This is a genomic window from Dyella sp. M7H15-1 (assembly GCF_004114615.1).
In the GTDB taxonomy this organism is placed as follows: Bacteria; Pseudomonadota; Gammaproteobacteria; order Xanthomonadales; family Rhodanobacteraceae; genus Dyella_B.
Genome location: NZ_CP035300.1, coordinates 1,527,801 through 1,554,143, shown reverse-complemented (window position 1 = coordinate 1,554,143; position 26,343 = coordinate 1,527,801). Strand labels below are relative to the sequence as shown.

The following is a 26,343-nucleotide window of genomic DNA, read 5'->3' as shown; positions in this document are numbered from 1 at the left end:
CAGTTCAAGTAGATTCGAACAAGGCTTCGATGTCTTCCGCTGAAAACTTGGCCACATTCCCGCTATCTTTGGTGAGCACCGCTTCGGCCAGCGCGGCTTTCTTCTCCTGCATGACCACGATCTTTTCTTCGATGCTGGCGGTGGTCACCAGCTTGTAGACGAACACGGGCTTGTCCTGGCCGATGCGGTGCGCACGGTCGGTGGCCTGATTTTCCACGGCCGGGTTCCACCAGGGATCGTAGTGAATGACGGTGTCGGCGGTGGTCAGGTTGAGGCCCACGCCGCCAGCTTTTAGGCTGATCAGGAATACCGGCACCTTGCCGCTGTTGAAGCGCTTGATGACGGCAGCGCGGTTGATGGTATCGCCGGTGAGCATGGCATAGGGAATCGCTTGCGCATCGAGTGCGGTGGCGATCAGTCCAAGCATGCTGGTGAACTGTGAGAACAACAGGATCCGGCGGCCTTCCTCGATCATCGGCGGCAGCATGTCCATCAATGTTTCGAGCTTAGCCGACTGCTTGATCTTGCCGGCGCTTGGTGTTTTCACCAAACGTGGATCGCAGCATACCTGGCGCAGTTTCAACAGCGCTTCCAGCACGATGATATGGCTGCGAGCAAAGCCGTTGGCGGCGATGGCGTCGCGCACTTTCTTCTGCATGGCGCTGCGCACGGATTCATAAAGATCGCGCTGCGCGCCTTCCAGTTCCACGTTAATGGTGACGATGGTTTTGGGAGGCAGCTCCTGTGCTACCTCGTCCTTGCGGCGGCGGAGCACGAAGGAGCGAATACGGCGTGCCAGCAATTCGCGCCGCACGGTGTCACCGTTTTTCTCGATCGGCGTGCGCCAGCGCTGGGTGAAGTCGCGCTGCGAACCCAGCAAGCCAGGCAGCAGGAAATCGAATTGCGACCACAGTTCGCCCAGATGGTTTTCCAGCGGTGTACCGGTCAGGCACAGGCGGTGGCGGGTCTTGAACTTGCGGATCACCGCGCTGGCTTGCGAGGTGGCGTTCTTGACGTACTGAGCTTCATCCAGGATGAGCAGATGGTAATCCGTTTTCGTCAGGGCTTCTTCGTCGCGCCAGAGCAATGGATAGGTGGTCAGCACCAGATCGTGTTCGCTGATGCGTCCGAAGTTTTCCTGACGCTGCGGCCCGTGCAGATCCAGCACACGCAGCGCAGGTGCGAAACGCTGCGCCTCTTCGCACCAGTTGTGCATTAGCGAGGTGGGCATCACCACCAAGGCGGGACGATCGAGCCGGCCAGCCTCCTTTTCGCACAGGATATGCGCCAGCGTCTGCACCGTTTTGCCCAGGCCCATGTCATCCGCCAGTACCCCGGCCAGGTCATGGGTGCGCAGAAACTGCATCCAGTTGAGTCCTTGCTGCTGGTACGGACGCAAATGCGCCTTCAGGCCGGTAGGTGGTGCGACGTCATGCACGCCTGGACCTGCCAGCAGCCGTTTTGCCAATGCCTGGATGGCACTGTCGCCGTGGAATTGCCAGCGGCCGGTATCGTGGAGTGCTTGCAGGCGTCCAAGGTCCAGCGTGGATACGCGCAGGTTTTCGCCGCTGCCGAGTCCTTCGAACAGGTCGATCAGCACGCGCATGATCGGTTTGATGCGCGCAGCCTGCATGCGCAGCCGTTCGTTGTTCGGCGTACGAAGTTCGATCATTTCATCGTCGCCGATGCTCTCCAACTGCCCGGACAGCCAGCGTTCGTCCCGCTGGAACAGTGTGGTCAGCAACGGCACCAGACTCACCTTGCGGTCATTGACCACGATGCCCATGTCCAGGTCGAACCAGTCGTTGTCGCTTTGCTGGATACTGCCGTCGATATCGTCGATGACGATCACGTTCTGGCTGAAATCCGCGCTCATCTCCACCTGCCAGCCTTGACGGCGTAGTTCAGGCACGGCCGCTTGCATAAAGGCGGGCCAGTCGGAAGCAGTGCGCAGGGAAAGCACATCGCTGTCGGGAACGCGATGACCGAACAGGTTGTTACGCGGAATCTTTCGCAGCCCAATCTGCTTCAGCATTTTTGCAGCTTTCTGTTCGTCTTCGGGGCGGCGCTTCACATACACGGTTTCGTCTTGCGCGTTGCGAGCAAGCGAGCGGGTACTTCCGGCCTCCAGTCGCACACCGGCATAGTCGAAATGCAAGGTGGCGAAATCCAGCCTCTTATTGTCGACGTCGAAGTCGCCGTGGTAGACGGCAATGGGGCGGGTTTCCAGGTACAAGACAGGTGTGGGGGTGATATCGACCGTGGGGACTTGGGTATCGTCGGAAGTCGGCAAAGGTAGCTCTGGCGCCACCTCCTGCATGACGGCGGCGACCACGCCCAGTTCGCTCGAGGATACCGGCGGCATGCTCAGGAAGGCAGCCAACAATGTCGCGGGGCACGAGCTGTCAATGATGCCGGCTTCACCGCGGGTGGTGTCGACGTACCAACAAGGCTGTGTCATGAACAGCAACGTGGCCGGCGGATCGACCTGCAGCACGGGCTTGATGCGATTCTTGTCGTCGGCTTGCCAGGTCACACTGGCTGGGCGAGCCGGCGCGGTGTTGATGTTGCCGAAAGTATAAGTTTTGTTGTCTATCCCGTAATACATGCCGTCGCTGTTCTTCTCGAACGCAAAGGCTCTGCCTGTGGCAAGGATCCGTTCGATCACGGTGGCGCCTTCGATGCCCGACAAGGGGAAATGGTCGTAGTAGGAATCCGGGTGGATTTGTCGGAACGCACGCAGGATGGGCAGGTCGTCTTCGGTAATGAACTTCATCGACCTGGTCAGCGCCGCATCGATGTTGTTCCAGACCGACCCCAATGATTGGACCTTTCCAGCAGGATTGAGCCGCGCCTTGAACATGCACACACCGGGTGCCTGGTCGATATCGGTGCAGAAGGCATATAGCAGCGAATGCGTCGGGCGGCTGGATGCCTGCTTGGGTTTGCTGGTGGGGACGAGTTGGGAGCGGAACCCCTCCAGCCAGCGCAACAATTCTGGACGAACGCCATGGCTGGTTTTGGCCGGGCTTTGCAAGTTGACCAGCAACAGTGCTGCTGCGTGTTTGCAGCGAATGCCAACCGGACATGAGCATGTGGCTTCTCGCAGGCGCGACGGGCTCACGTCGAAAAAACGGATCTCGGTTTCGTAAGGGGCAAACTCCGTCCCTTGCACTCTTCCGTGCAGGGTAGGGCCATCCCAATGCAAGTCGGAAACGTCATGGAGGTAGTCCATGGCCTTGAGGATGGTACGGTTACCGAGCCATTGGGTGATCTGTTTACGGGTATAGGCGATGGGCATTGTGATTAGCGGTAGTCCTTGGATCACCAGCCAGGTGTAATACGGCGGGTTGACCTATAAGCGTATTGGAAAGGGAGGGTGTGAAGCGAGGTCTGCATCTGCTGCAAGTTTGTTCGTGGCGTGAGCTTCCAACTGTCCGGCGAGTGTCCGCGGACAGCCATGGATGGCATGCAGGCGCATGCAACTTATTGAAATTGCATATCTTGATGGCTCGTCGAGACTTGGCACGCGGATTGCTGAATGTGTTGGGGACCGCACTGTCCGTGGCCAAGGACCCCATCCATGATTCGCGACACCTCTGCTCAGGACCGCCTGATCCAGATCAAACCGAGCCCAAGGAAAAAGCTCTTGTGGATCAGCGCCGCTGTAGCTGTTGTCGTCGTGCTTGCCCTGGTGCTGCCGGGCATCGGCCGTCTGTTTTCCGCTGACGCATCGGTCAGCGCCTCGCGCCTCGCTTTCGCCACCGTGCAACGTGGCCCCTTCATTCGCGATATTGCTGCCGAAGGCCAGGTGGTGGCTGCGGTAAGCCCGACGCTTTACGCCACCTACGGTGGTGCCGTCACCCTGCAGGTGCATGCGGGCGACACCGTGAAAAAAGACCAGGTGTTGGCGGTGATCGACAGCCCCGAGCTATGCAACAAGTTGGCGCAGGAGCAGTCCAACGCCGATGCGATGGAAGTGGCTTATCTGCAAGCGCAAATCGATGCGCGCAAGAAGGCTTCCGAGATGCAGAAGGCGTACGACAACGCCAGGATCGACGAAGAAACCGCGGCACGCGATTTCGACCGCTACAAGACAGCCTACGCAGGCGGTGGCGTGAACAAGATGGACGTGGACCGCGCCGAGGCGACCCTGGATAAGGCTAAGGTTACGCTGGCGCACGCCAAGGGCGATCTTGGCCTGGACAGCGACAGCGCAACCTTCGATATCAAGGCGAAAAAGCTCGCGCACGACCGTCAGGTACTGCTGGTGCAGGATCTGCAGCGCCAGGTCGATAGCCTCCATGTGCGCTCGCCGGTGGATGGCCAGGTCGGCCAGCTTTTTATTGCCGAGCGCGCAACCGTGGCGAAAGACGCCCAGTTGCTTAGCGTGATCGATCTCTCCGCGCTCGAAGTGGAAGTGAAAGTGCCGGAAAGCTTTGCACGCGATCTGGCCATCGGCATGAGCGGCGAAATCAGCGGCAACGACAACACCTGGAAAGGCATCGTTAGTGCCATCTCGCCCGAAGTGGTCAATGGCGAAGTCGCCGCGCGCGTGCGCTTTGATGGCGAAACGCCCAAGCAACTGCGCCAGAACCAGCGCCTGTCCGTGCGCATCTTGCTTGATCACCGCAACAACGTACTCACCGTACAGCGTGGTTCATTCGTGGATGAGTCCGGCGGCAGCTACGCCTACATTGTGCGCGACGGCATGGCCAGCAAGACGCCGATCCGCGTGGGCGAAAGTAGCATCGACAAGGTCGAGATTCTCGATGGTCTGAAGGAAGGCGACAACATCGTGATCTCTGGTGCCGACAATTTCAAAGGCGCACAGCGTGTCGTGATCAGTCGTTGAAAGACGTGAATCGGGAATCGGGAATCGGGAATCGGGAATCGGGAATCGGGAATCGGGAATGGTCAATGGTCAATGGTGAAAGGCAGTTGCTCCCAAGCTCGCCAGGTCTTGCTCTTACGATTCCCGATTCCCGATTCCCGATTCCCGTTCTCCAAAACTGAAAGGACTAAGTAATGCTAAAAATGACGCATCTGTCCAAGGTCTATCGCACCGAAGTGGTGGAGACCTACGCGCTTCGCGATTTCAACATCGATGTTAAGGAAGGCGAATTCGTCGCCGTGACGGGTCCATCGGGTTCGGGCAAGACCACCTTCCTCACCATTGCAGGGTTGCTGGAAACCTTCACGGGTGGCGAATATCACCTTGACGGTATCGAAGTCAGCAACCTTGACGACAACGCGCGTTCGAAGATTCGCAACGAAAAGATCGGCTTCATCTTCCAGGCTTTCAATCTGATTCCCGATCTCAATGTGTTCGACAACGTGGAAGTGCCGCTGCGCTATCGCGGCATGAAGGCGCCGGAGCGCAAAGAACGCATCATGGGCGCGTTGGAGCGGGTGGGCCTGGCTTCGCGCGCCAAGCACTATCCGGCCGAGCTTTCCGGCGGACAGCAACAGCGCGTCGCGATTGCCCGCGCACTGGCCGGCAGCCCGCGCTTGTTGCTCGCCGACGAACCGACCGGCAACTTGGATACGCAGATGGCACGCGGCGTGTTGGAACTGCTGGAAGAAATCCACCGCGAAGGCGCGACCATCGTGATGGTCACGCACGATCCAGAACTGGCCGCACGCGCGCAGCGCAACGTGCACATCATCGATGGCCAGGTGGTGGATCTTGCCGAGGATCCGCGCTTCCACACCGCCTATACCGCTGCTGCAGGGCAAGTGCGCGGCTGATGCTCGTCCCCTCTCCCTTTGGGGAGAGGGCTGGAGCGAGGGGCCACTCTCGCCGTTATCTTTTTCGGCCGAAACGAGACTCTAATGTTCGCCTAGGCCTTGCGTGCATCGCGCGTGCCGCCGGTAGAGGCGACCAGATCGATGTGAGACAGGAGCCCTTCGCGGGGTTGTCAACAAACGGGTGGAGGTGCTCCATGTTGGGCTATTACGTTGATCTGGCGGTACGAAGTCTGAAAAGAAGTCCTGGTCTCACCGCGCTGATGATTCTAGCGATTGCGTTCGGCGTGGCGGCGTCCATGACCAGCTATTCGGTATTTCGCGCCGTGTCGGGCGATCCGATTCCTTGGAAATCGTCGCGGTTGTTCGTGCCGCAGATTGACGTGTGGGGGCCCAAGGGGCACCAGGACGGCAGCAACAACAATGACCCACCGGATGCGATGGATTACCAGGATGCCATTGCCCTGATGCGCGACCACCGCGCCAAGTTGCAGTCGGCCATGTACCGCGTCTCGCCGTCGATCGTGCCGCCCGACCCCAACAAGCATCCGATCAATGTCGGTGGCCATGCCGTGTACAGCGAGTTTTTCCCGATGGTGGACGCGCCGTTCAAATATGGCAGTGGCTGGAGCATGGCCGATGACGCACAGCGTGCGGCGGTGGTGGTGCTCAACGGCGATATCAACCAGAAACTGTTCGGTGGAACCAACAGCGTCGGCAAGACGATCGATATCGATGGCAAGGATTATCGCGTGGTGGGTGTGCTGGATAACTGGAATCCCAAGCCGGTGTTCTTCGATGTGGTGAACACTGGCGGCTTCACCACCGGACACGAGGATGTGTTCATTCCATTTCAGCGTGCCATTGACGTTGGCATGATGAATAACGGCAATACCAATTGCGCGGACATTCCCGCTAGCTCCGGTTTCGTCGGCCTGCAGCAGTCCACCTGTGTGTGGATTTCCTACATGGCCGAGTTGGACGACAAGGCCGCCGTTGACGCCTATCGCAGTTATCTGGATGGATATGCACGCCAGCAAAAAGAGGCTGGCCGCTTCCGTTGGCCGGTGAACAATAGGCTGCGCGATCTGCCCGAGTGGATGGATAGTGAACATGTGGTGCCGAGCGATACCAAAATTTCGTTACTGGTCGCCCTCGGCTTGCTGGTGGTGTGCCTGGTCAATACCGCCGGGCTGCTGCTGGCGAAGTTCCTGCGCCGCAGTTCCGAGATCGGCATACGCCGCGCCTTGGGTGCACCGCGCATGGCGATCTATACGCAGTTCTTGGTCGAGGCGGGCATCGTCGGGCTGACCGGTGGCGTGCTCGGCCTGTTGCTCACCTGGATCGGCATCCACGGCGTGAGCTGGGTGTTGCCGAAGGAAATCGCCACGCTGGCGCGTCTGGACCTCGGCTTGCTGGGGCTGACCCTGTTGGTGGCTATCATCGCGACGATGCTGGCCGGCCTATATCCCACCTTCCGTGCCTCGCGCGTACAACCCGCGCTGCAGCTCAAATCGAACTGAGGATCGATGCCATGACCTTGCCTCCGATTATCGCCGCGCTGCGTAAGCACAAAGCTGGTGTGGTGCTTATCGCGCTACAGATCGCGTTGACCCTGGCGATCGTCTGCAACGCCATTTTCATCATCTATACGCGCGTGGACAACGTGCGCCGTCCCACCGGCATGGATGAGCGCAATCTCTTCATGATCGAACAGCAGTGGGTCGGTGCCCCCAGTGGCGATGACCCGGTCAGCCTGCAAAAGTTGGATGCGATGTTGCGCGAGGATCTCGCCGCATTGCGCGCGATGCCGGGTGTTGAGTCGGTCAGCCCTAGCAATTCGATGCCATTGCTTGGTTCGAGCTGGGGTGGTTCCGTTGCGCTCAAGCCGGGCACGGACCTGCGTGGCGGCGATGCACGTACGGTTTACTACTTGGGTGACGAGCAGTTGCTTTCCACGCTTGGCGTGCACCTGATTGCTGGACGCAATTTCAACGCGACGGATGTGGTCAACCGGTCCTTTCGCGACAATACTCAGCCGGATATGGTCATCGTGACCAAGGCACTGGCGGACAAATTGTTCCCGCAAGGCGACGCCATCGGCAAAGTGCTCTACATCGATGGTGCGACCAAGCCAAGTACCATCATCGGTGAAGTGGCACGCTTGCAGGTGTCGACCACGTCCAGTTGGGTCAGCAATTTCCCTTGGAATTCGGTGATTGCCCCGGTGCGCATGGACGGCAATTTCTCACGCTACATCGTGCGAACCAAGCCGGGCCAGATGGACGCCGTGATGCGCGCGGCGCCGAACGTGCTCTACAAAGTCAACCCGATGCGCGTGATCGCTGATGACGGCATTCGTCCGTTTGCCGATATCCGCGCCGAGGCTTATCGCGCGGACATTGGCATGGCGGTGCTGATGGGGGTGGTGTGCCTGATCCTGCTCGCCGTTACAGCGGCGGGCATAGTCGGCCTGACCAGCTTCTGGGTGGGGCAGCGTCATCGCCAGATCGGCGTGCGTCGCGCACTGGGGGCGAAGAAGAGCGACATCCTTCACTATTTCCAGCTTGAAAACCTGCTTATCGCAGGAACCGGCGCGGTGATCGGCATCGCACTGGCCGTCGGCCTCAACCGGGTACTGATGCTGAATTTCGCTATGAGCGCGATGCCGGTTGTTTACGTGTTGTCCGGTCTGGCGATCGTGATGGCGCTGGGGCAGGTGGCGGTGTTCGTACCGGCGCGGCGTGCTTCCAACGTACCGCCGGTGGTCGCCACGCGAACAGTGTGAGCGATTTTCATATACGGCAGGCCAATTGGCATGGCAACCTTTTGCACTGGAGCGGCATCCATGCCTGCATGCGTAGAAAACGAATGCGAACCGTACTGATCATCGACGACAACCCGGCCGTGGGCGAGGCCCTGTCCCTGTTGCTATCCCTGCATGATGTGCGGCCGCTAATCGCATTGACGCCAGACGAAGGCTTGCAGATGCTGGGTTGTGAGTCCGTGGACGTGGTGATTCAGGATATGAACTTCACGGCGGATACCACCTCTGGCGAGGAAGGCGTGGGCTTGTTCCGCGCCATTCGCGAGCGCCATGCGGATCTGCCGGTGATCCTGCTGACGGCGTGGACGCATCTGGAAACCGCCGTGGAACTGGTCAAGGCCGGTGCCGCCGACTACCTGGCCAAACCCTGGGACGACACCAAATTGCTGGCGACGGTGGAGAATCTGCTGGAGCTGTCCGAATCCACCCGCGAGGTGAGCCGCACACGGCGGGAGCGTCGCAAGCGCCGTGATGCGCTGCAACGTAAATACGATCTGGATGGCATGGTATTCGCCTCCGAGGCCATGGCGCGCACGTTGGACCTGGCGTGCCAGGTGGCGCGTTCCGATGTGCCGGTGCTGATCACCGGGCCCAATGGCGCGGGCAAGGAACGCATTGCCGCTATCGTGCATGCCAATTCATCGGTGAAAAATGGTCCGTTTATCGCCGTCAATTGCGGCGCCTTGCCGGGCGAACTGATCGAGGCCGAGCTGTTTGGTGCCGAAGCCGGCGCGTACACCGGCGCCAACAAGGCACGCGAAGGCCGCTTCGAACTGGCTGATGGCGGCACCTTGTTCCTGGACGAAATCGGCAACTTGCCGCTACCGGGACAGATGAAGCTGTTGCGCGTACTGGAAACGGGGCAGTTCGAACGGTTGGGCTCGGGCCGCACGCGCAAGGTCAAGGTGCGCGTGTTGAGCGCGACCAATGCTGATCTAAAGACGATGATCCGTGCGGGTACCTTCCGCGAGGATCTGTATTACCGGCTCAATGTGATCGACGTGAACCTGCCGCCGCTGTCCGAGCGCATCGACGACATCTTGCCGTTGGCCGAGCACTTCCTTGCCGGCCGTGCCGAACTCAACGGTGCTGCACGCGATGCGCTGCTTACGTATCCCTGGCCGGGCAACGTGCGTGAGCTGAAAAACGCCATCGAGCGCGCCACGCTGCTGGCCGGCAACGGTCCGATCACACCCGAGCAGCTCAACTTGCCGCAACATGCCGGTGTTGTCGCCGTGCGGAACCTGGACGAACCGAGTCGCGAGGTGGTGGAGTCCGCGCTGCACAAGGCTGAAGGGGTGGTGAGCCGTGCGGCGCAATCGCTGGGGTTGTCGCGCCAGGCGCTTTATCGGCGCATGGAACGGTATGGGTTGATCTCGCAGTAGCGCATCCATGTCGGGACGTGTAGAACCAGCACATTCCCTGGGGAGATCGACGATGCGGTATCGTGCAGACCACACCGGAACCACGGCATGCGCCTGAGGTCGCTGGAAAGCCGCCTTTTTGTTCTGCTTGCCGCCGCTTCGGTGACCGGTGCGCTGGTTTATGTCGGGGTGACCCACTGGCCCTTGCCCCAGCTTATCGGCTGGATGCATGACCAGCTCAATCTCAGTGTGCCCACCCCCAACCGCATGGATGCGGTGATGATCTGCGCGGCGATTCTGGTGCCGCTGTCGTGGTGGTTCGCGCATATCGTGATGCAGCCGGTCAAGCGCCTGCTGCGCGCGCTGGAAGGCGCGGTGGCCAGTTATCGCGATGGCGATTTCAGTATTTCCATTGCGTTGCATCGCCGCGATGAATTAGGTGATCTGATCCGCATGCACAACGAACTCGGTCAGACCTTGCGCGAACAGCGCCAGAATCTGGCGCAGCGCGAGTTGCTGCTCGACACGGTCGTGCAAAACACCCCGGTGGCGCTGGTGCTGACCGATGCCAGTGGCCGCGTCGTCTACGCCAATATCGCCGCGCGGCATCTGTTCAATGAAGGGCGTAGTCTCAGCGGCCTGTACTTTGCCAGTTTGATTGCCGATGCCCCCGAAGCGCTGCGCAAGGCGACGGAAGGGACGGAGGATGCGCTTTTCAGCGTGGAGATGGATGGCAGCGAAGAAACTTTCCACCTTTCCCAGCGCGTGTTCCGCCTGCAAGGTCGCCCGCATCGCCTGCAACTGTTCCGGCGCATGACACGCGAGTTGTCGCGTCAGGAAGTGGCGGCGTGGAAACGCGTGATCCGTGTGGTCAGTCACGAATTGAACAATTCGCTAGCGCCGATTTCTTCACTGGCGCATTCCGGTGCGGAGTTGGCCCGTCGCGGCGATGTGCAGCGTTTGCCCGGCGTGTTTGCCACCATTGGCGAACGCGCTAAGCATCTGCATGGGTTTATCGATGGCTATGCGCGATTTGCGAAACTCCCGGCACCGCGTGTGGTGGCGGTGGAATGGAAGCCCTTCTTTGAAGGCTTGGCCCTGCATTGCCGCTTCCAGTTGCAGGGTGATGCCCCCACCCAGCCGGCTTGGTTCGATCCGGTGCAGATCGAACAGGTGCTGATCAATCTAGTCAAGAACGCACACGAATCCGGCAGTACACCGGAGGGGGTTACCGTGGGCTTGTCGCAGACGGGGCGCGAACTGCGTATCGAAGTGGCCGACCGTGGCCCCGGCATGAGTGAGGTGGTGCTGGCCCAGGCGCTGCTGCCGTTCTATTCCACCAAGCGCTCTGGCACCGGCCTTGGCCTGGCGCTGGCGCGAGAGATCAGCGAGGCCCATGGCGGACGTATCGCACTGGCCAATCGCGAAGATGGCGGCCTGCGCGTCACCCTGGTGTTGCCGCAGCCGGCGAGTGTGGCGTCATGACGTGACCAGGGTGTCCTATACTCGGCCCATCAAACGGAGGAGTAGTCATGGTTATAGGAACTGTTTTTGGTTTGATCGTCATCGTGGTCGCCGTCATCGTACTGGCCAAGCTGGTGCGCATTGTTCCGCAAGGTTTCGAATGGACAGTCGAGCGATTCGGCAAATACATCCGCACCTTGTCGCCGGGCCTGCATTTCCTGATTCCTTTCATCTACGACATCGGTCGCAGGATCAACATGATGGAACAGGTGCTGGACGTTCCCAGCCAGGACGTCATCACCAAGGACAACGCAGTGGTGCGCGTTGATGGCGTGGTGTTCTACCAGGTGCTGGATGCCGCCAAGGCCGCGTATGAAGTCGCCAACCTGGAGCAGGCGGCGCTGGCACTGGTGATGACCAATATCCGTACCGTGCTCGGCTCGATGGACCTGGACGAATCGCTGAGCCAGCGTGACGCGATCAACGCCAAGCTGCTTACCGTGGTGGATGAAGCGACCCACCCTTGGGGCGTGAAGGTCAACCGCATTGAGATCAAGGACATCGCTCCGCCACGCGATCTGGTCGATTCCATGGCCCGCCAGATGAAGGCCGAGCGTGAGAAGCGCGCGCAGATTCTGGAAGCCGAGGGCATGCGCCAGAGTGCGATCCTGAAGGCCGATGGTGAGAAGCAATCCACCATCCTGGCTGCCGAAGGCAAGAAAGAGGCGGCCTTCCGCGAAGCCGAAGCACGCATTCGCCTGGCTGAAGCCGAAGCGCAAGCCACCAAGTTGGTGTCGGATGCGATCGCCAGCGGTAACGTCAATGCCCTGAACTACTTTGTCGCCAACAAGTACGTGGAAGCGCTGAAGGAAATGGCCCACTCGCCCAATCAGAAAATGTTGCTGCTGCCCATTGAGGCAACCGGAATTCTTGGTTCACTGGCAGGCATTGCCGAGCTGGCGAAGGAATCGCTGGGGCAGCAGCAGGAGAAGCTGGCGGCGCGACGTGGGCCGCCGTCGATAGGCTGAACATCAGACATCCCGTCATGTCGAATCCGTCGTCCCGGCCTACGCTGGGACGACGCCAGTGAGAGTCCTGGCACTATTCGGAGCCGTCCATGTTCGCGAGCGTTGCCGCGCATTACCTGTGGTGGATCGTGGCGCTGGTATTGATCGCCTTCGAAGTGATCATGCCCGGCTATTTCATGTTGTGGATCGGCATCGGTGCCGCAGCTACGGGCCTGCTGGTGTTGCTGATGCCCGGCCTGTCCTTGTTGGCGCAATCGATAGCTTTCGCCGTACTAGCCTTCGTATCGTGCGTACTCTACTGGTACGTGGTGCGCCCACGGCTGCAGCGCGACGAGCCGGGTGATGAGCGGCTCAACCGGCGCGGCGAGCAATTGATCGGTCAGCGTTATGTGTTGATCGAAGCCATCGTCAACGGGCGCGGCAAGGCGCGGGTAGGCGATGGGCAGTGGCTGGTCAGCGGGCCGGATCTGCCGGTCGGGAGCACGGTGGAAGTGGTAGCGGTGGAAGGGACGAGTTTGAAGGTTCGCTCGGTCTGAGAGCGCACTTGCGAACTTGCTTTGCAGCCCAATCGCTCTCCCCCGCATACCCAAGCGAGACGGTTCCGGTAAGAATAGCGCCATGCCCGCACCTGTCAGCCATTATCTATTTAAGGCAACGCTGAAGTAACCCAGGCATGAGCGTCCAATTCGCCACAACATCGCTCAACACCCGAATCGCCTTTCTGGTGGAGCTGGCCACGCGCCTACACAAATACGGCGCCGCCTCGCCTCGCCTGGAAATGGCTATTTCCGGTTCCGCCCGGCGCATTGGCGTGAACGCGGACGTATGGTCTATCCCCACCGCCATCATCATTTCGTTTGCGGACCTTGCGCAGGGCGAGGACGGACGCCTGGCCCAGACCACCCAGGTCATCCGCTTGCTGTCCGGTGACGTAAACCTGGACAAACTCTGCCGCGCCGATGAGATTGCCGATCAGGTGATTGCTGGCAAGCTGGACCTGCGCGAAGGTTTCCGCTTGTTGCGTGGGCTGGAATTGCCAGACACGCGTCGCCAGCAAGCTGCGGTGATCGGCAGCTATGGGCTTTCTGCAGCGGCCATTGCCGCATTGTTCCTGCACAGTTCCTGGGTGGATCTGCTGGTGGCCGCTTTGGTTGGCCTGATCATCGGCACTATCACCATTTTGTCGGTCACGCGTCCGCGCCTGCATGTGGCGAGCGACGCGATCTGCGCCATGGTTGCCACGTTGGTCGTCATCGTATTCAGCGCCTTGGTGGTGCCGCTAGCGATCAAGTCGGTGATCCTGGCGGGCCTGATCGTGCTGGTGCCGGGCATGTCGTTGACCACGGCCGTGCGCGAGATTTCCAGTCAGCATTTGGTCTCCGGCATGGCGCGCATGGGTGGGGCGATGTCGACCTTGCTCAAGCTCACCTTCGGTATGGTGGCTGCCAGGCAGATTTGCGCCGTGTTTGGGATTGAGGCGCGGGATTTCGAGCTGCCAGCGTTGTCGCCGTGGGTGGATTATCCGGCGTTAGTGGTGGCAGCGATTGCCTTTGCGATTCTGTTCCGCGCGGCGAAGCGGGATTGGCCGGTGGTGATTCTCGCCGTGGTGGTGGGTTATCTGGCGACCCGTCTGGGTGGATTGATTCCCATCAATGTGCCGGGTGTGCCGTTTGGCGTGTTCCTGGGAGGTTTGTTGTTGAGCGCGATGGCGAATGTCTATGCGCGCTATACGGGGCGCCCTGGTGCTGTGGTGCGCGAGCCGGGCATCTTGCTGCTGGTACCGGGTAGCGTGGGATTCCGTAGCGTGTCGTATCTGTTGGCGCGCAATGCGACACTGGGTTTCGATACCGGGATGCTGCTGGTGACGTTGTTGATATCGCTGGTGGCGGGTTTGATGTTTGGCGAGTTGCTGGTGGCGCCGCGTCGTCCCCTGTAATCCCTGCCATGGCGAATGAAATGAAAACGCCGGTTTTTGGCCGACGTTTTCGGTATAGGTCTTTGTGCAGCAAGATCAGATCGCAAGATCTTTTTCTTTCTTGCCTGTCTTCAGCGCATCGTTGAACCAGTGTGGACGCTTGCCGCGGCCTGACCAGGTTTGTTCCGGATTGGCAGGATTGCGGTATTTGGGAGCGACGGTGCCGGTGCTGCCGCGGCGCTTGGGCGTACCACGCGTGCCGCCGCCAAAGATATCTTCGAAGGCATAGCCTTCCGCTTTGATCAGGGCCAGCACTTTCTCGCGCAATTTGCCGACCTTTTCCTTGCGCAACTCATCCTGGCGAATCTGGGCCTTGCTGATCAGCTCGGTAAGCTGGGTGTGGTTGAGGTTCTTGATATCAACAGTCATAGGGCGCTCCCGTTAAATAGAGAAGAAGTGGAATACTCCAGGCTATGAGATTATGAGATAAATGCCCGGATGCATTTTCAAATTTTACGCATAATATTGCAAAAATGCAAAGCGATATTTGAGGAATAATCCGTATTCCATATACGAATTATCCTATGTGTTTATTTCAACCAGGTTAATAAGCGAACGATTTCATCCGAGTATTTCGAAAAGCTCATCATGCGTAATGGCACTGCTTTTTGCTGCATCGCGTGCACGATATTCCAGTGTGCCGGCGGCCAACCCACGTTCGCTGACCACCACACGATGCGGAATGCCGATCAACTCCATATCCGCAAACATGGCGCCCGGACGCAAGCCGCGATCGTCCCAAATGGTTTCAATGCCGCGAGCGGTCAGTTCGCTGTAGAGCGATTCGGCGGCGGCGTTCACTTCCGGTGCGTTCTTGGGATTGATCACGCACACCGCGACGCGCCAGGGTGCCATCGGTTCCGGCCAGATAATGCCGGCGGCGTCGTGACGCTGTTCGATGGCGGCCGCAACGATGCGGCTGACGCCAATGCCGTAGCAACCCATATGCATTACCTGTTTCTTGCCTTGGTCGTCGAGCACGGTCGCGTCCAGTGCTTCGGCGTATTTCTGGCCGAGCTGAAACACGTGGCCGACTTCGATGCCGCGCGCCAGATGCAGGGTGCCTTGGCCATCCGGGGAAGGGTCGCCCTCTACTGCCTGGCGGATGTCCGCCACGCGGGTGATATGTGCGTCGCGGTCCCAGTTGGCGCCAGTGTAATGGGTGTCGTTGGCATTGCCGCCACAGACGAAATCGGCCAATACGGCGGCACTGCGATCGACGATCACTGGAATGGAATCGGGCAGGCCGATCGGGCCGATAAAGCCGGGACGTGTGCCGACGGCGGCGAGGATGTCCTCTTCGCTGGCCAGCGTGGATTCGTCCGGCAGCTCGATCAGCTTGGTGGCCTTCACTTCGTTGATCTGGTGATCGCCGCGCAGGCACAGCGCAACCAGGCCTTGCTTGCCCCGCACCAGTACAGTTTTGAGCACGCGATCGGTGGTGATGTCGAAATGAGCGGCGACGTCTTCCACTGTGCGCACGCGGGGCGTGTCCACGCGCAGCAGGCTTGCCGAAGGGGCAGGACGCTGGGCGGACGGCGCGACTGCTTCGGCCTTTTCGATGTTCGCTGCGTAGTCGGAGCCGTCGGAGAATACGATGGCATCCTCGCCCGAGTCGGCCAGCACCTGGAATTCATGGCTGGCATTGCCGCCAATGGCGCCTGTGTCCGCCTGTACCGCGCGGAACTTCAAACCCAGTCGGGTGAAGATGCGCGTGTACGCCTGGTACATCACGTCATACGTTTCCGCCAGCGATTCCGCGCTGAGGTGGAAGGAGTAAGCGTCCTTCATCAGGAACTCGCGCGCGCGCATCACGCCGAAGCGCGGACGAATCTCGTCGCGGAACTTGGTCTGGATCTGATAGAAATTGACCGGGAGCTGCTTGTAGCTTTTCAGCTCGTTGCGCGCGAAGTCGGTGACGACTTCCTCGTGCGTGGGGCCGTAGCAGAATTCTTGCTCCTTGCGGTCCTTGATCTTCAGCAACTGGTCGCCGAACTTTTCCCAGCGTCCGGTTTCTTCCCACAGTTCGCGCGGTTGCACGGAGGGCATCAGCATTTCGATGGCGCCGGCGCGATTCATTTCCTCACGCACGATGTTTTCCACCTTGCGCAGCACGCGCAAGCCCAGCGGCGACCAGGTGTAGAGACCGGCGGCGAGCTTGCGGATCATGCCCGCGCGAAGCATCAGCTTGTGGCTGGCGATTTCGGCATCGGCGGGGACTTCCTTGACGGTGGCCAAGTGGAATTGGCTAAGGCGCATGTGCGACGGATCCGAGGGTAAATCAACAAGTATAGCTGGGCTGGCGCCGAGTGCCGGAAACCTTGACCGCGGTGCAAACGGTTTAGTTGTTGCCACCGCCACAGTACTGCTGAAACTGCGACTGGCTGGTATCGAGCTGTTGCTTGCGTTGGTCGGCATTGAGCAGCTGCTGTTGTCCGCCCGCCCCTTGCATGACGACTGGGCCGGTGCCTTGCAGGGCGCTGATATTGGTCTTCAGCGAGGCGCAGACCTTGGCTCTGTTTTCCGGGGTATCCGGCAGATTCTGCTGCGGCGGCGGCTGCACATTGTCGCTGCTGCTCTGCGAGGACGATGACGACGAGGTGGCCGACGCCGAGCTGTTGCTGGAGGATGCCTTGGCCGGTGTACTGGTATCCGTGCTCACGCTCACCTGGCTGTACTTGGTGCCCACCGGCGGCGGTGTTTCCGAATAATGGGTGGTCCCCTGGATGTCGGTCCATTTATAGACCTGGGCGGAGGCCAGCGGTGCAACCAGCAAGAGCGCGAGGGCGATGGACAGGCGACGCATGGGTAGACTCCAGCGGGCTGAATACGGGTGACGCACTAGTTAACAACTGGTGCAGGGCAAGACTCAAGCACCTGTTTGCATTCAACTGTCGATAACGTGCTTTCTTGCACGTTCCTTTGTCTGCATGGGGTGTTTTCCGGTACCCCTGCTACACTTCGCGCATCCCGTCACGGATGGATTCATGAGCGACACCACGCCAGTCCGGGCGCCGCGGCATCCCGGTATTTATCTCCTGCCGAACTTGTTCACGACCGGCGCCATGTTCGCCGGCTTCTACGCCATTGTGGTGAGCATAGGCGGGCGTTTTACCGATGCGGCCATCGCTGTTTTTGTGGCTGCCCTGCTGGACGGCATGGACGGCCGCGTGGCGCGCCTCACCCATACCCAGAGCGAGTTCGGTGTGCAGTACGACTCGCTGTCCGACCTGGTGAGTTTTGGCCTGGCGCCGTCACTCGTCATGTACAACTGGTCGCTGTCCAGTCTGCGCGAGTACGGGCCGCTGGGCGGCAAGATCGGCTGGGCTGCTGCGTTCATCTACGCGGTCTGCGCGGCCCTGCGCCTGGCCCGTTTCAACACCCAGGTGGGCGTGATCGACAAGCGCTATTTCCAGGGGCTGGCCAGCCCTGCGGCGGCGGCGGTGTGCATGTCGTTCGTGTGGAGCATGGACAACTTCGGCATCTCTGGGGATGAGTTGGATATGTTCACGCCATTCATGGCGATAATCGTCGGCTTGCTGATGGTGAGCCGTTTTCGCTACTACAGCTTCAAATCGCTGCCGATGGGGGACAAGGTACCGTTCCTGTGGATTCTTGCCGGCGTACTGATTCTGGTCCCCTTCTTCGTCGATCCGCCACGTGTGCTGCTAGTGGTGTTCACGCTTTATCTGCTGTCCGGACCTGCGGTGACATTGTGGGGATTGGCTACGCGCCGCAAACGCTCGCGCCGTGGGGCCGCATGAGCGCGTTGATCGCCAGCCCTGCGCATCGCAGCCGTGTCTTGCGCGCACTGGGTGTGGTGCCGTGGCGCCGGCGCAGCCTGACGATGCCGGAGTTGGTAGCGCCAGCAGGCGCCACCGAGCAGCCATCGAATGCCACCGTGGTCGTGGTGTTGCCGACGGGATGCACTGTGCGTGAGCTTGATCTGCTTGGGCGTGCGTTGTGTGCTTTCGGGCCGCATCTGGGACGCGCGTCGCGAATCGAGGCGCGCGATGCCATGCAGGTGCCGCATGCACAAGCGTATTTGGTGTTTGGTCAGGCTCAGGCACACACCCTCGGGCGTGCACTGTCCGCCGAAGTGATGCGCGATGCCCATATCGTGTTGGTGGATGCACCGGCCGAGGTGCTTGTCCAGGCGGCTGCCAAGCGGCGGCTTTGGCAGGCCCTGCGTACGGTGCGCAGGGCGTTGGCGGTAAGCAGATCGCCCTGATGGTTGCCGTAGCGCGCCCCTTGCTTGAGATGCGCGCCATGTGCCGGGACGATCTGTTGCGCATCAGCGAGTTGGAAAACGCTTCTTACGATTTTCCCTGGACGATGGGTATCTTCGGCGATTGCCTGAAAGCCGGCCATCCTTCGTGGGTGCTGTGTCTGGACCGACAGGTCATTGGCTACGGCATTCTGTCCGTGGGCGCCGGCGAGGCCCATGTCCTCAATGTCTGCATCGATCCGGAGCAGCGCGGACAGGGCTTAGGGCGCCATCTGATGAAGCGCTTGCTGGATATCGCGCGCTGGAATGGCGCCGAGCGGGTGTTTTTGGAAGTACGGCCGTCCAATTCGAATGCGCGGCAACTTTATGTATCGATGGATTTTCGCGAGATCGGTCGCCGTCCGCGTTATTACCCCGCGCATGGCGGGCGCGAGGATGCGATTGTGATGTCGCTGGAGTTTGAGTTGACCTGATGCAGAGGCAGTTCCTTTTCCCTTTGGGGTATCGGGGATGGCAACGGGATATGGCCGTCCAAATCTTCAGTGCATACCACCTAACAACGGCGTAACGACTTGTTCAAGCCGCTTGGCCGTCCAGGCCGGTTGCTTGTCCTTCCAGCCATCGTCGATCAGGCGACCTGCGCGATCGATGGTGAAACTCACCGGCAAATGCCAGATACGGCCATAGCCCGATACATGCGGATCGCCCAACAGGCCGACCGGAAAGCTGAGCGTGTTGGCGACCGCACGCACCTGATCCAGATCATCCGGCGTATCCAGGCTGAAACCGAGCACGACCAGTCCTTGCGCTGCGTGTGCTCGCGCATAAGCTGACAGCAGTGGCAATTCCTCACGGCACGGGTCGCACCATGTCGCCCAGAACGCAACGATCACGACCTTGCCACGCAGGTCGCGCAGGTCGATGTGCTTGCCATCCAGCGTCGTCAAGCTAATGGGCGGCGCGGGTGTGCCAACCTGCAGATCGTTGGCAAACACCGGGCGCGCGAGCAGCAGCATGACAGCGGCAAAGATGCAGTGCGGAGAAGTGGCCAGGCATCGTGACATTGGAAGACAGCTCAGTAAGGAGGCGCCAAGGCGTTGTGCATCATCATGCGACAACGCTATGCGACGGACGGTCAGAGTTTCATGCTGACACCCACCGTGCCGGTCCAGCCGGGGAATAGCTGATAGCCCTGCAGATGGCTGTAAATAGGCACTTGCACGAACGCATAAACTTGAAGGTTCTTGCTCAGGCTGCCGCTGATGCCGGGGCTGAGATAGGCCACTGTACCTTCGGTATCCGGGGTATCGGCGAGGAAACCCTGATCGGCCGTTTTGTGCAACCAGTTGATCTGCAGTTGCGGCACCCAGTTGGCGTGTGCTTCATAGCGCAAACCAAAACTGATGGAGGCGATGTTGCCGGGACGATAATCGGCACCCGGGTTGTCGAGATTTTCCTTCACTGCTGCCTGGAATTGTCCGTTCACGAATGCATCGAAATTCTGGCTGACCGGCTGGAAGTAGTACGCCCCTGCAATCAGGTCGGTACTGCCCGTGCCTGCCTGCAGACTCGTATCTAGCGACTGGCCGACTTGCGGGCCGGTATTGAACGTCACTGGATGGCCTACGAGGTTGCCATCCAGCGCCTGTCCGCCGTAGTGGCCAGTGGGCAGCTTGACGCCGAACTGGACACCAAGGTTATGCGTGGGAAGAAAACCCTGATAGCTCGCCAGAATCTTGGCGTCACCCAAGCCGGACACATGTGCGCCACTGATCTGATCAGGGGCACTTTCCGCCGGCGTATAGGGCTGTAACTGAGTGCCATAGGTAGCGTGATCGCGCATCACATACGGCACGATGAAAGTGACGCCCCAATCTACATTGAAACGATACGTGGCACCGACATTGATATAGCGATTGGTGGTGCCTTTCTCGATTTCACCACCGCCAAGCGAAGGAGCGGATGGTTGATTCACCACCTGTTCCGGCGTCGCCTTGCTGCTGCCATGGCGAAGCTGATCCTGATCGATATAGGTGTAATCGATATTGATGCGCCAACCTGATGCGGTTGAATAACCGGTGGCCGCATCCGTGCTGAGCGTGCAGCCGCAGGTGGCGCAGGCATGTGCCGCCTGTGGGAGCATGGCCAGCAAAAGCAGGCTTGTTGTGACAGCGATGGATCTCGTCACCGTTTGCCGACGAAGCGTTTGCAAGGACGCCATGGGCGCCATGGCGAGAGAGTGGGGAGAAGGCGTGGTGCGCATGAGTAAGGAATCCAAAAACAGGCTTGCCGCCAAGACGACACGCATGGCAAAAACGATCGCCGATACCCTCATGAACAAGGATGTGCTGCACCGGCTAAGGCCGTAGCAAGTATCCGGTTTCGGGGCGGCATGACGGGAAAGACAAGTGCCCGCTACAAGTGCGTCGCAGCAAGTCTCGCGGGTGATCAGGCCATCGATGGAGGCCCGCGAGGACGGGCGCTGAGCAGGGGCGATAAAGGTGCTTGGCCCGGCCGGGCAAACGTCGGAGTGGTTTGACCCACCACTGCCGCGAGTGCATGCGGCATCACGCTGGAAGCGAGCCCCGGGTTGTGATGAAGCAGCACGCAATACCCGCATTTCGCTGTGGGGTCGACGGGTGTATCGGGTGTACTCGGATGTTGGGTTCCGGCGACAGGGTGCGGACAAGCCACATCCATGCCTGGCATAGCGCCGGTCATGGGCATCACCCGCGAAATGGCTGGCATCACCACAATAAATGCCATGGCCAGCATCGCCAGCCAGGCAACATAGTGGTGAGAAGCCTTTCGCCGAAGCACTGAAATCTCCAGGGCACATGCGCGCTGCGATCAACCTAGCATCATACCGCCTGTACACCCGTGTGGCGAAGCGCTACGCGGGCGAAAAATCTTGCTTTTATACGGCAATGCCTTGATCAAATCAGCCAACAACTTCAGGCCAGGGCCTGCGTCAGCTCGCTTTTCAACACCTGCATCAACGCCTGCGTAGACAACGCTCGTATCAGTGGAGCCGCTTGACCCGCCCATTGCGCGTCATAACCCGATTGCCCCACCGCCTTGCCTGCTGCATTGAGCGACTTGCCCGCATCGTAAGTCATTGGATAGTCGGGAATCGCATCATCGGGCACGCGCGTACCCCAATGAGTGAAGGCATTGGCAAGGCTGCGGGCGGGGCGTCCCGAAATGACGCGCGTCATCACGGTGTGATGTGCGGCGTCACTGAAAAGCGCCTGGCGATAACCGGTGTCCGCCAGGGATTCGTTGGTGGCGACGAATGCAGTACCCATTTGCGCAGCGCTTGCACCCAAGGTGAGTGCCGCGGCAATGCCGGCACCATCCATGATGCCGCCCGTGGCGATGATGGGCAGATCGACGGCGAATGTCAGCAGGTGCGTCAGGGCAAATGTTCCAAGGCGACTGTCTTGAGCATCCGGATCGAATATGCCGCGGTGACCGCCGGCCTCATATCCTTGGGCCACGACGACATCGATGCCTGCAGTCTCGATCGCCTTCGCTTCCTGCACATTCGTGGCGCTCGCCAGCAACACGATGCCAGCCTTGTGCAGTGTTTCGATCTGATCCGCGCGCGGCAACCCGAAATGGAAACTCACCACCTTCGGCCTTTCCTCCGCCAGCATGGCAAGCATGTCATCGTCAGCCAGAAAGGACGTGTAGATTTCGTCCAGGTTTTGCGGAGGTTTGCTGCCTATGCGCTCGAATTCGGGACTCAACCGCTGCAGCCATTCGGCTTCTTTCTGCCGGTTGATCTGTGCTGGGCGATGGACAAACACATTCACGTTGAGCGATCCGCTGCTCAGCATCCGGAACTGACGAATGGCTTCCCGTGCCTTGGTTGCGTTCATGGCGCCGACGCCTAGCGAACCCAGTCCTCCGCTGTTACTGACGGCTGCCGCCATTTCCGGCGACGACACGCCTGCCATGGGGGCCTGGATGATGGGGAGCTGGATGCTGAGCAGATTGAGCAAGGGAGACGGGGAGTGAGTCGCCATGATCCAGGATTCCTTCCATGCAAGTTAGTTGAGGGGCGTGATGTCGCGCAATCACAGCGACATCACGCGGCATCATCCAGGTGGGTGGTTATCTTTGTGCTCATCCCGTCTGGGCGGCGGCGATTTTTCTGTTGGCCGCGGTGGTGCTGCATGGGACGGTTCGACGCGAGGCGGCGGAGCAGCAGGATGCACCATCGGCGGTGCGCCATGGAAGGGTTGTTCGGCAGGCGATGTCATATGCGGCGTTGGCGCAACTTCTGGGCGTGGTTGTGGCTGAGGATGCGGCGCCGGCCGCGCTTCCGGCTGTGGAGCGTAGTGCCCCGGTCGCTCTGCGGGTGCTGGCTCATTGAGCGGATGGCTTGCGGGTGCCGGCGTCGGATTCGGATGCGGTGCGAAACCCGAGGAGCGCAACGCGCCGTTGCCGGCTGGATGGTTTGCCGGAGTCGCCGGATGCGGCTGTTCTGCTGCGGCTGGCATAGGTCCACCCGGGCCGCGTGAATGTACGACACCAGGGCCGGTAAAAGAACCTGGTCGCGAGGTAGCCGCAATGGTCGGGTTACCGTGATTGACCGACGCGCGCAGCGCCTGATTCTGCGCGGCCATGGCGACGTGCTGCTGCTGGGCAGCGACAGGCGGCGTGTGCCGCTCGCGTGCATACGTTGCCTGCTCGGGTGTCGGTTGTGCGGCGACGCCACCGTTACCGCCGTTGTAGCTGATGTGGTTGATGGTGACATGGTTGACCACAGTCTGGTGGTATACGTTAGTGACGTGCACGCCGCCAAATTGGTTCACGGACTGGTTGTAGTAGAACCCGCCAGGTCCCCAGTGACCGCCTGCATAACCTTCACCGGTGTAACCGTAGCCGTAGTTGATACCGCCATAGAAGCCGACGCGGGTTCCCCAATAACCTTCATGGAACACATAGACGCCGTCGCTCCAACCCCAGTAGCCTGGGGTCCAGAGTGCGCCAACGAATGGCGCCAACACCCAGGTGCCCGGTACCCAGTAATAACCATCATCAGCCCACGCCCAGTAGCCAGGCGTCCAGATGTAGCCCACCGCTGGCATGGGTGGCTGCTCGTAGATCGGCAGTGGTGGCGGCGCCACATTGATCGAAATACCTATGCCAATGCCAACACCTGCATGCGCGGGCGTGGAAACAAGTGTGAAGGTGGCGCCGGAAAGTGCAGTAGCTGCGCTCAATGCCAAAGCGCAACCGCGGGTGAGGGCCTTGCGCGTAAAAGCATGCTTTTTCATGACGTTCCCCGTTGGCAAGATCGTACGAGGGAACGCTACTGCAACAATAGCGACGGGAAGCTGAGCGAAGTGCGACACATTATGGACAAATCACGCGCACAACATGGTTGCGGTACGAAACATCAACATCCAAGTGACTGTAAATATTCGCTTTATTCGCGAAACTAAACCCATAGTGACTGGCAGTCAGCGGCGCATCCTTGCCAAGCAGCGCTTGCTGGCCCATCAGGCGCAGGATGTTGTACGCCACCGCCGCCAGACTCAGCACCCATGTTCATATGACCGACTATTTTGGTATTTACCTCGCCCGTTGGAGGCTAACACCCGATGGAGCCCCCATCTTTACCCACAGTAGCAAGCTTTTGCCGGTTCGGTGGAAAGGGCAGGCTGCCATGTTGAAGGTGACGGAATCTGTGGAAGAACGTGCCGGCGCCCTGGTTATGGTTGCATGGGCTGGTCATGGGGCTGCGCGAGTGCTGGCTCACGGTGAGGATGCGCTTCTAATGGAGCGGGCTGAAGGTATCGCGTCGCTTGCTGATCTTGCTAGAAGTGGAGCAGATGACACGGCTAGTCGCATTATCTGCGGCGTGGTGGAGAAACTCCACGCACATCAGCATGGAGCTTCATGGTGCAGTGTTGTTTCACTGGATCACTGGTTTCGTGAGCTGGACCCAGCGGCCGTGCGGTATGGCGGAGTTTTATCACTGGCTGCCGACACTGCACGCTATCTTTTGGCAACATCGCAAGAAGCGGTTGTTCTTCACGGTGATATTCATCATGGAAACATTCTGGATTTTGGTCCGCGAGGGTGGCTTGCGATTGATCCCAAGGGTCTGATGGGTGAGCGTGGTTTCGATTATGCAAACCTTTTTTGTAATTCAGATCATGAAATGGCGACGAAACCTGGCCGCTTTCTCAGGCAGTTGGATGTTGTAGCTCAAGCAGCAGCGTTGCCACGCGTACGCCTGTTGCAATGGGTACTAGCTTATGCGGGATTATCGGCGGCATGGACGCTCGGTGACGGAAATAAACCAGAGACAGCACTTTCAGTGGCGGAGTTGGCGGCTAAAGAGTTGCGCGAGATTGAAACGGGGCGCAAGTCAAGTAGTTAAGGCAACGCTGAATAAGTATCGCCGTCGTCACCAGCCCTGTCTGTTCGCAGACTACAGGGCCGTTGGCGCATGCGAGGAGAGCACATGGATGTAAGCCTCCGACCCAAAGCAAACGTAATGGCTAAACAGCGCGTGCTGCGAAAATACGTGCCGGTTAAAATGGCGCCATGCAAAGTCTCAACCCCAACGACTTCCAGCTATCGGTCGCACCGATGATGGACTGGACCGACCGCCACTGTCGCTACTTCCATCGGTTGCTGTCGCCTCATGCTCGACTTTACACGGAGATGGTGACCAGCGCCGCGTTGGTACGCGGCAAGCAGTTGCGTTTGCTGGAGCATAGCCAACAGGAGCACCCGGTTGCCTTGCAGTTGGGCGGTAGCGATCCGCAGGAATTGGTCGAGGCGGCGCGTTTCGGTGCGCAGGCGGGTTACGACGAGATCAATCTCAATGTGGGCTGTCCGTCTGATCGCGTGCAATCTGGCCGCTTTGGCGCTTGCCTGATGCGTGAACCTGTGCTTGTGGGGGATTGTGTGAAGGCGATGCGCGATGCGGTGTCGGTGCCGGTAACGGTGAAGTGCCGTATCGGAGTGGATGATCAGGACGCGTACGCGGACTTGCAACATTTCACCGAAACCATGCTTGCTGCCGGCGTGGAGATTCTGGCGGTGCATGCGCGCAAGGCCTGGCTGCAGGGTTTGTCGCCGAAGGAAAATCGCGAGATTCCGCCGCTGGACTACGAGCGTGTGTATCGCCTCAAGCGGGAGTTTCCGCAGTTGCGGGTGATCATCAACGGCGGCATCACCACGGTGGAGGCGGTGCAGGAGCATCTTGGCCATGTTGACGGGGTGATGCTGGGACGGGCGGCTTACCATGATCCCTATGTGCTGGTGCGGGTCGAAGAGGCGTTGCATGGACTGCCACGGCCCTCGCGCGATAGTGTTTTGCAGCATATGCGTCCATATATTGAGGCCGAGCTGGCGCGTGGTACCTTGCTGAAACATATCACCCGACATCTGCTCGGCCTGTACCAAGGTGAGCCAGGGGCGCGTGGGTTCCGGCGCATCTTGAGCGAGGGGGCTCACCAGCCTGGTGCCGGGTGGTCATTGATTGAGCAGGCGATCGCCTCGGTGCGGGTGGTGGCCTGAGGTTACGGGCCGTCTTCGCCAGACGTTGGACGGATGGGTCAGCGGTGAGGGTGCTTTACGCTCGTCCGGTCATTATTCAGCCCCGGTTGAGCAGTATGGCGCATCGGCCGGGAATCTTCCCAGCCCCTCAATTCACGGGACTATGGGTTTAAATCACGGTT

Annotated in this window: 24 protein-coding genes; 15 read left to right on the top strand and 9 right to left on the bottom strand. The window is 59.8% G+C overall.

Translation table 11 applies throughout. From position 1 onward, the window contains the following. Positions 1 to 4 precede the first annotated feature (4 nt). On the bottom strand, positions 5 to 3,301 hold the full coding sequence (locus tag EO087_RS07305; protein WP_128898291.1) for a DEAD/DEAH box helicase: 3,297 nt from the start codon (positions 3,299 to 3,301) through the stop codon (positions 5 to 7). Between the two features lie 282 nt (positions 3,302 to 3,583). On the opposite strand from EO087_RS07305, the gene EO087_RS07300 reads away from it, so the two are divergent. The 9 genes from EO087_RS07300 to EO087_RS07260 all read left to right on the top strand — a co-directional run bounded on the left by EO087_RS07300 (position 3,584) and on the right by EO087_RS07260 (position 14,367). Beyond that, positions 3,584 to 4,855, top strand: a complete 1,272-nt coding sequence (locus EO087_RS07300; protein WP_128898290.1) for an efflux RND transporter periplasmic adaptor subunit — start codon at positions 3,584 to 3,586, stop codon at positions 4,853 to 4,855. 173 nt (positions 4,856 to 5,028) lie between these two features. Beyond that, positions 5,029 to 5,751 (top strand): ABC transporter ATP-binding protein, encoded by a 723-nt coding sequence (locus EO087_RS07295; RefSeq protein ID WP_128898289.1) that lies wholly within the window; start codon positions 5,029 to 5,031, stop codon positions 5,749 to 5,751. A gap of 194 nt (positions 5,752 to 5,945) precedes the next feature. Continuing rightward, on the top strand, positions 5,946 to 7,271 hold the full coding sequence (locus tag EO087_RS07290) for an ABC transporter permease (RefSeq protein ID WP_128898288.1): 1,326 nt from the start codon (positions 5,946 to 5,948) through the stop codon (positions 7,269 to 7,271). 11 nt (positions 7,272 to 7,282) lie between these two features. Continuing rightward, positions 7,283 to 8,536, top strand: a complete 1,254-nt coding sequence (locus tag EO087_RS07285; RefSeq protein ID WP_128898287.1) for an FtsX-like permease family protein — start codon at positions 7,283 to 7,285, stop codon at positions 8,534 to 8,536. Between the two features lie 83 nt (positions 8,537 to 8,619). Beyond that, positions 8,620 to 9,960, top strand: a complete 1,341-nt coding sequence (locus tag EO087_RS07280) for a sigma-54 dependent transcriptional regulator (protein ID WP_128898286.1) — start codon at positions 8,620 to 8,622, stop codon at positions 9,958 to 9,960. A gap of 87 nt (positions 9,961 to 10,047) precedes the next feature. Then, positions 10,048 to 11,424, top strand: a complete 1,377-nt coding sequence (locus tag EO087_RS07275; protein ID WP_128898285.1) for an ATP-binding protein — start codon at positions 10,048 to 10,050, stop codon at positions 11,422 to 11,424. Between the two features lie 53 nt (positions 11,425 to 11,477). Beyond that, entirely contained in the window at positions 11,478 to 12,431 is a 954-nt protein-coding gene (locus EO087_RS07270) for an SPFH domain-containing protein (RefSeq protein ID WP_128899846.1), read from the top strand. Between the two features lie 89 nt (positions 12,432 to 12,520). Then, positions 12,521 to 12,967 carry an NfeD family protein gene (locus EO087_RS07265; RefSeq protein WP_128898284.1) on the top strand — a complete coding sequence of 149 codons (447 nt, stop codon included), beginning with the start codon at positions 12,521 to 12,523 and terminating at the stop codon, positions 12,965 to 12,967. 137 nt (positions 12,968 to 13,104) lie between these two features. Further along, positions 13,105 to 14,367 (top strand): threonine/serine exporter family protein, encoded by a 1,263-nt coding sequence (locus EO087_RS07260; RefSeq protein ID WP_128898283.1) that lies wholly within the window; start codon positions 13,105 to 13,107, stop codon positions 14,365 to 14,367. Positions 14,368 to 14,442: 75 nt separating this feature from the next. Here EO087_RS07260 and EO087_RS07255 read toward each other — a convergent pair whose 3' ends face one another. The 3 genes from EO087_RS07255 to EO087_RS07245 form a co-directional block, all read right to left on the bottom strand. Next, positions 14,443 to 14,775 (bottom strand): H-NS histone family protein, encoded by a 333-nt coding sequence (locus tag EO087_RS07255; RefSeq protein WP_128898282.1) that lies wholly within the window; start codon positions 14,773 to 14,775, stop codon positions 14,443 to 14,445. Between the two features lie 192 nt (positions 14,776 to 14,967). After that, positions 14,968 to 16,665 (bottom strand): proline--tRNA ligase, encoded by a 1,698-nt coding sequence (locus EO087_RS07250; protein WP_128898281.1) that lies wholly within the window; start codon positions 16,663 to 16,665, stop codon positions 14,968 to 14,970. 82 nt (positions 16,666 to 16,747) lie between these two features. Next, on the bottom strand, positions 16,748 to 17,212 hold the full coding sequence (locus EO087_RS07245; protein WP_128898280.1) for a DUF4124 domain-containing protein: 465 nt from the start codon (positions 17,210 to 17,212) through the stop codon (positions 16,748 to 16,750). Between the two features lie 181 nt (positions 17,213 to 17,393). Here EO087_RS07245 and pssA point away from each other — a divergent pair, with 181 nt between their 5' ends. Genes pssA through rimI form a run of 3 tightly spaced genes read left to right on the top strand, consistent with a single transcriptional unit; the run spans position 17,394 to position 19,107 of the window. Beyond that, positions 17,394 to 18,170 (top strand): CDP-diacylglycerol--serine O-phosphatidyltransferase, encoded by a 777-nt coding sequence (gene pssA, locus EO087_RS07240; protein WP_128898279.1) that lies wholly within the window; start codon positions 17,394 to 17,396, stop codon positions 18,168 to 18,170. After that, positions 18,167 to 18,637, top strand: coding sequence for a hypothetical protein (locus EO087_RS07235; RefSeq protein WP_128898278.1), 471 nt, complete (start codon positions 18,167 to 18,169; stop codon positions 18,635 to 18,637). The genes pssA and EO087_RS07235 overlap by 4 nt, the downstream gene beginning before the upstream one ends. Continuing rightward, positions 18,637 to 19,107, top strand: a complete 471-nt coding sequence (gene rimI / locus EO087_RS07230; RefSeq protein WP_128898277.1) for a ribosomal protein S18-alanine N-acetyltransferase — start codon at positions 18,637 to 18,639, stop codon at positions 19,105 to 19,107. Before EO087_RS07235 ends, rimI begins: the two co-directional genes overlap by 1 nt. Before the next feature lie 66 nt (positions 19,108 to 19,173). Here the strand turns inward: rimI and EO087_RS07225 are convergent, their stop codons facing one another. After that, positions 19,174 to 19,650, bottom strand: a complete 477-nt coding sequence (locus EO087_RS07225) for a TlpA disulfide reductase family protein (RefSeq protein ID WP_240669158.1) — start codon at positions 19,648 to 19,650, stop codon at positions 19,174 to 19,176. 119 nt (positions 19,651 to 19,769) lie between these two features. Then, positions 19,770 to 20,777: a transporter gene (locus tag EO087_RS07220; RefSeq protein WP_240669184.1), complete on the bottom strand. Its 1,008-nt coding sequence runs from the start codon at positions 20,775 to 20,777 to the stop codon at positions 19,770 to 19,772. Between EO087_RS07220 and EO087_RS16235 the strand changes: the two genes are divergently transcribed. Then, positions 20,776 to 21,003 (top strand): hypothetical protein, encoded by a 228-nt coding sequence (locus tag EO087_RS16235; protein ID WP_164931709.1) that lies wholly within the window; start codon positions 20,776 to 20,778, stop codon positions 21,001 to 21,003. The genes EO087_RS07220 and EO087_RS16235 overlap by 2 nt on opposite strands. 585 nt (positions 21,004 to 21,588) lie before the next feature. Here EO087_RS16235 and EO087_RS07210 read toward each other — a convergent pair. The 3 genes from EO087_RS07210 to EO087_RS07200 all read right to left on the bottom strand — a co-directional run bounded on the left by EO087_RS07210 (position 21,589) and on the right by EO087_RS07200 (position 24,190). Further along, complete coding sequence (locus EO087_RS07210) at positions 21,589 to 22,665, bottom strand: nitronate monooxygenase (protein ID WP_128898274.1); 1,077 nt, start codon at positions 22,663 to 22,665, stop codon at positions 21,589 to 21,591. Between the two features lie 72 nt (positions 22,666 to 22,737). Next, positions 22,738 to 23,922: a YXWGXW repeat-containing protein gene (locus tag EO087_RS07205; RefSeq protein ID WP_128898273.1), complete on the bottom strand. Its 1,185-nt coding sequence runs from the start codon at positions 23,920 to 23,922 to the stop codon at positions 22,738 to 22,740. A 79-nt stretch (positions 23,923 to 24,001) separates the two neighbouring features. Then, positions 24,002 to 24,190, bottom strand: coding sequence for a hypothetical protein (locus EO087_RS07200; protein ID WP_128898272.1), 189 nt, complete (start codon positions 24,188 to 24,190; stop codon positions 24,002 to 24,004). 10 nt (positions 24,191 to 24,200) lie between these two features. On the opposite strand from EO087_RS07200, the gene EO087_RS07195 reads away from it, so the two are divergent. Together EO087_RS07195 and dusA are read left to right on the top strand one after the other, a co-directional pair. Then, positions 24,201 to 25,034, top strand: a complete 834-nt coding sequence (locus EO087_RS07195) for an aminoglycoside phosphotransferase family protein (protein WP_128898271.1) — start codon at positions 24,201 to 24,203, stop codon at positions 25,032 to 25,034. A gap of 212 nt (positions 25,035 to 25,246) precedes the next feature. Continuing rightward, on the top strand, positions 25,247 to 26,182 hold the full coding sequence (gene dusA / locus EO087_RS07190) for a tRNA dihydrouridine(20/20a) synthase DusA (protein WP_240669183.1): 936 nt from the start codon (positions 25,247 to 25,249) through the stop codon (positions 26,180 to 26,182). Positions 26,183 to 26,343: the final 161 nt, after the last annotated feature.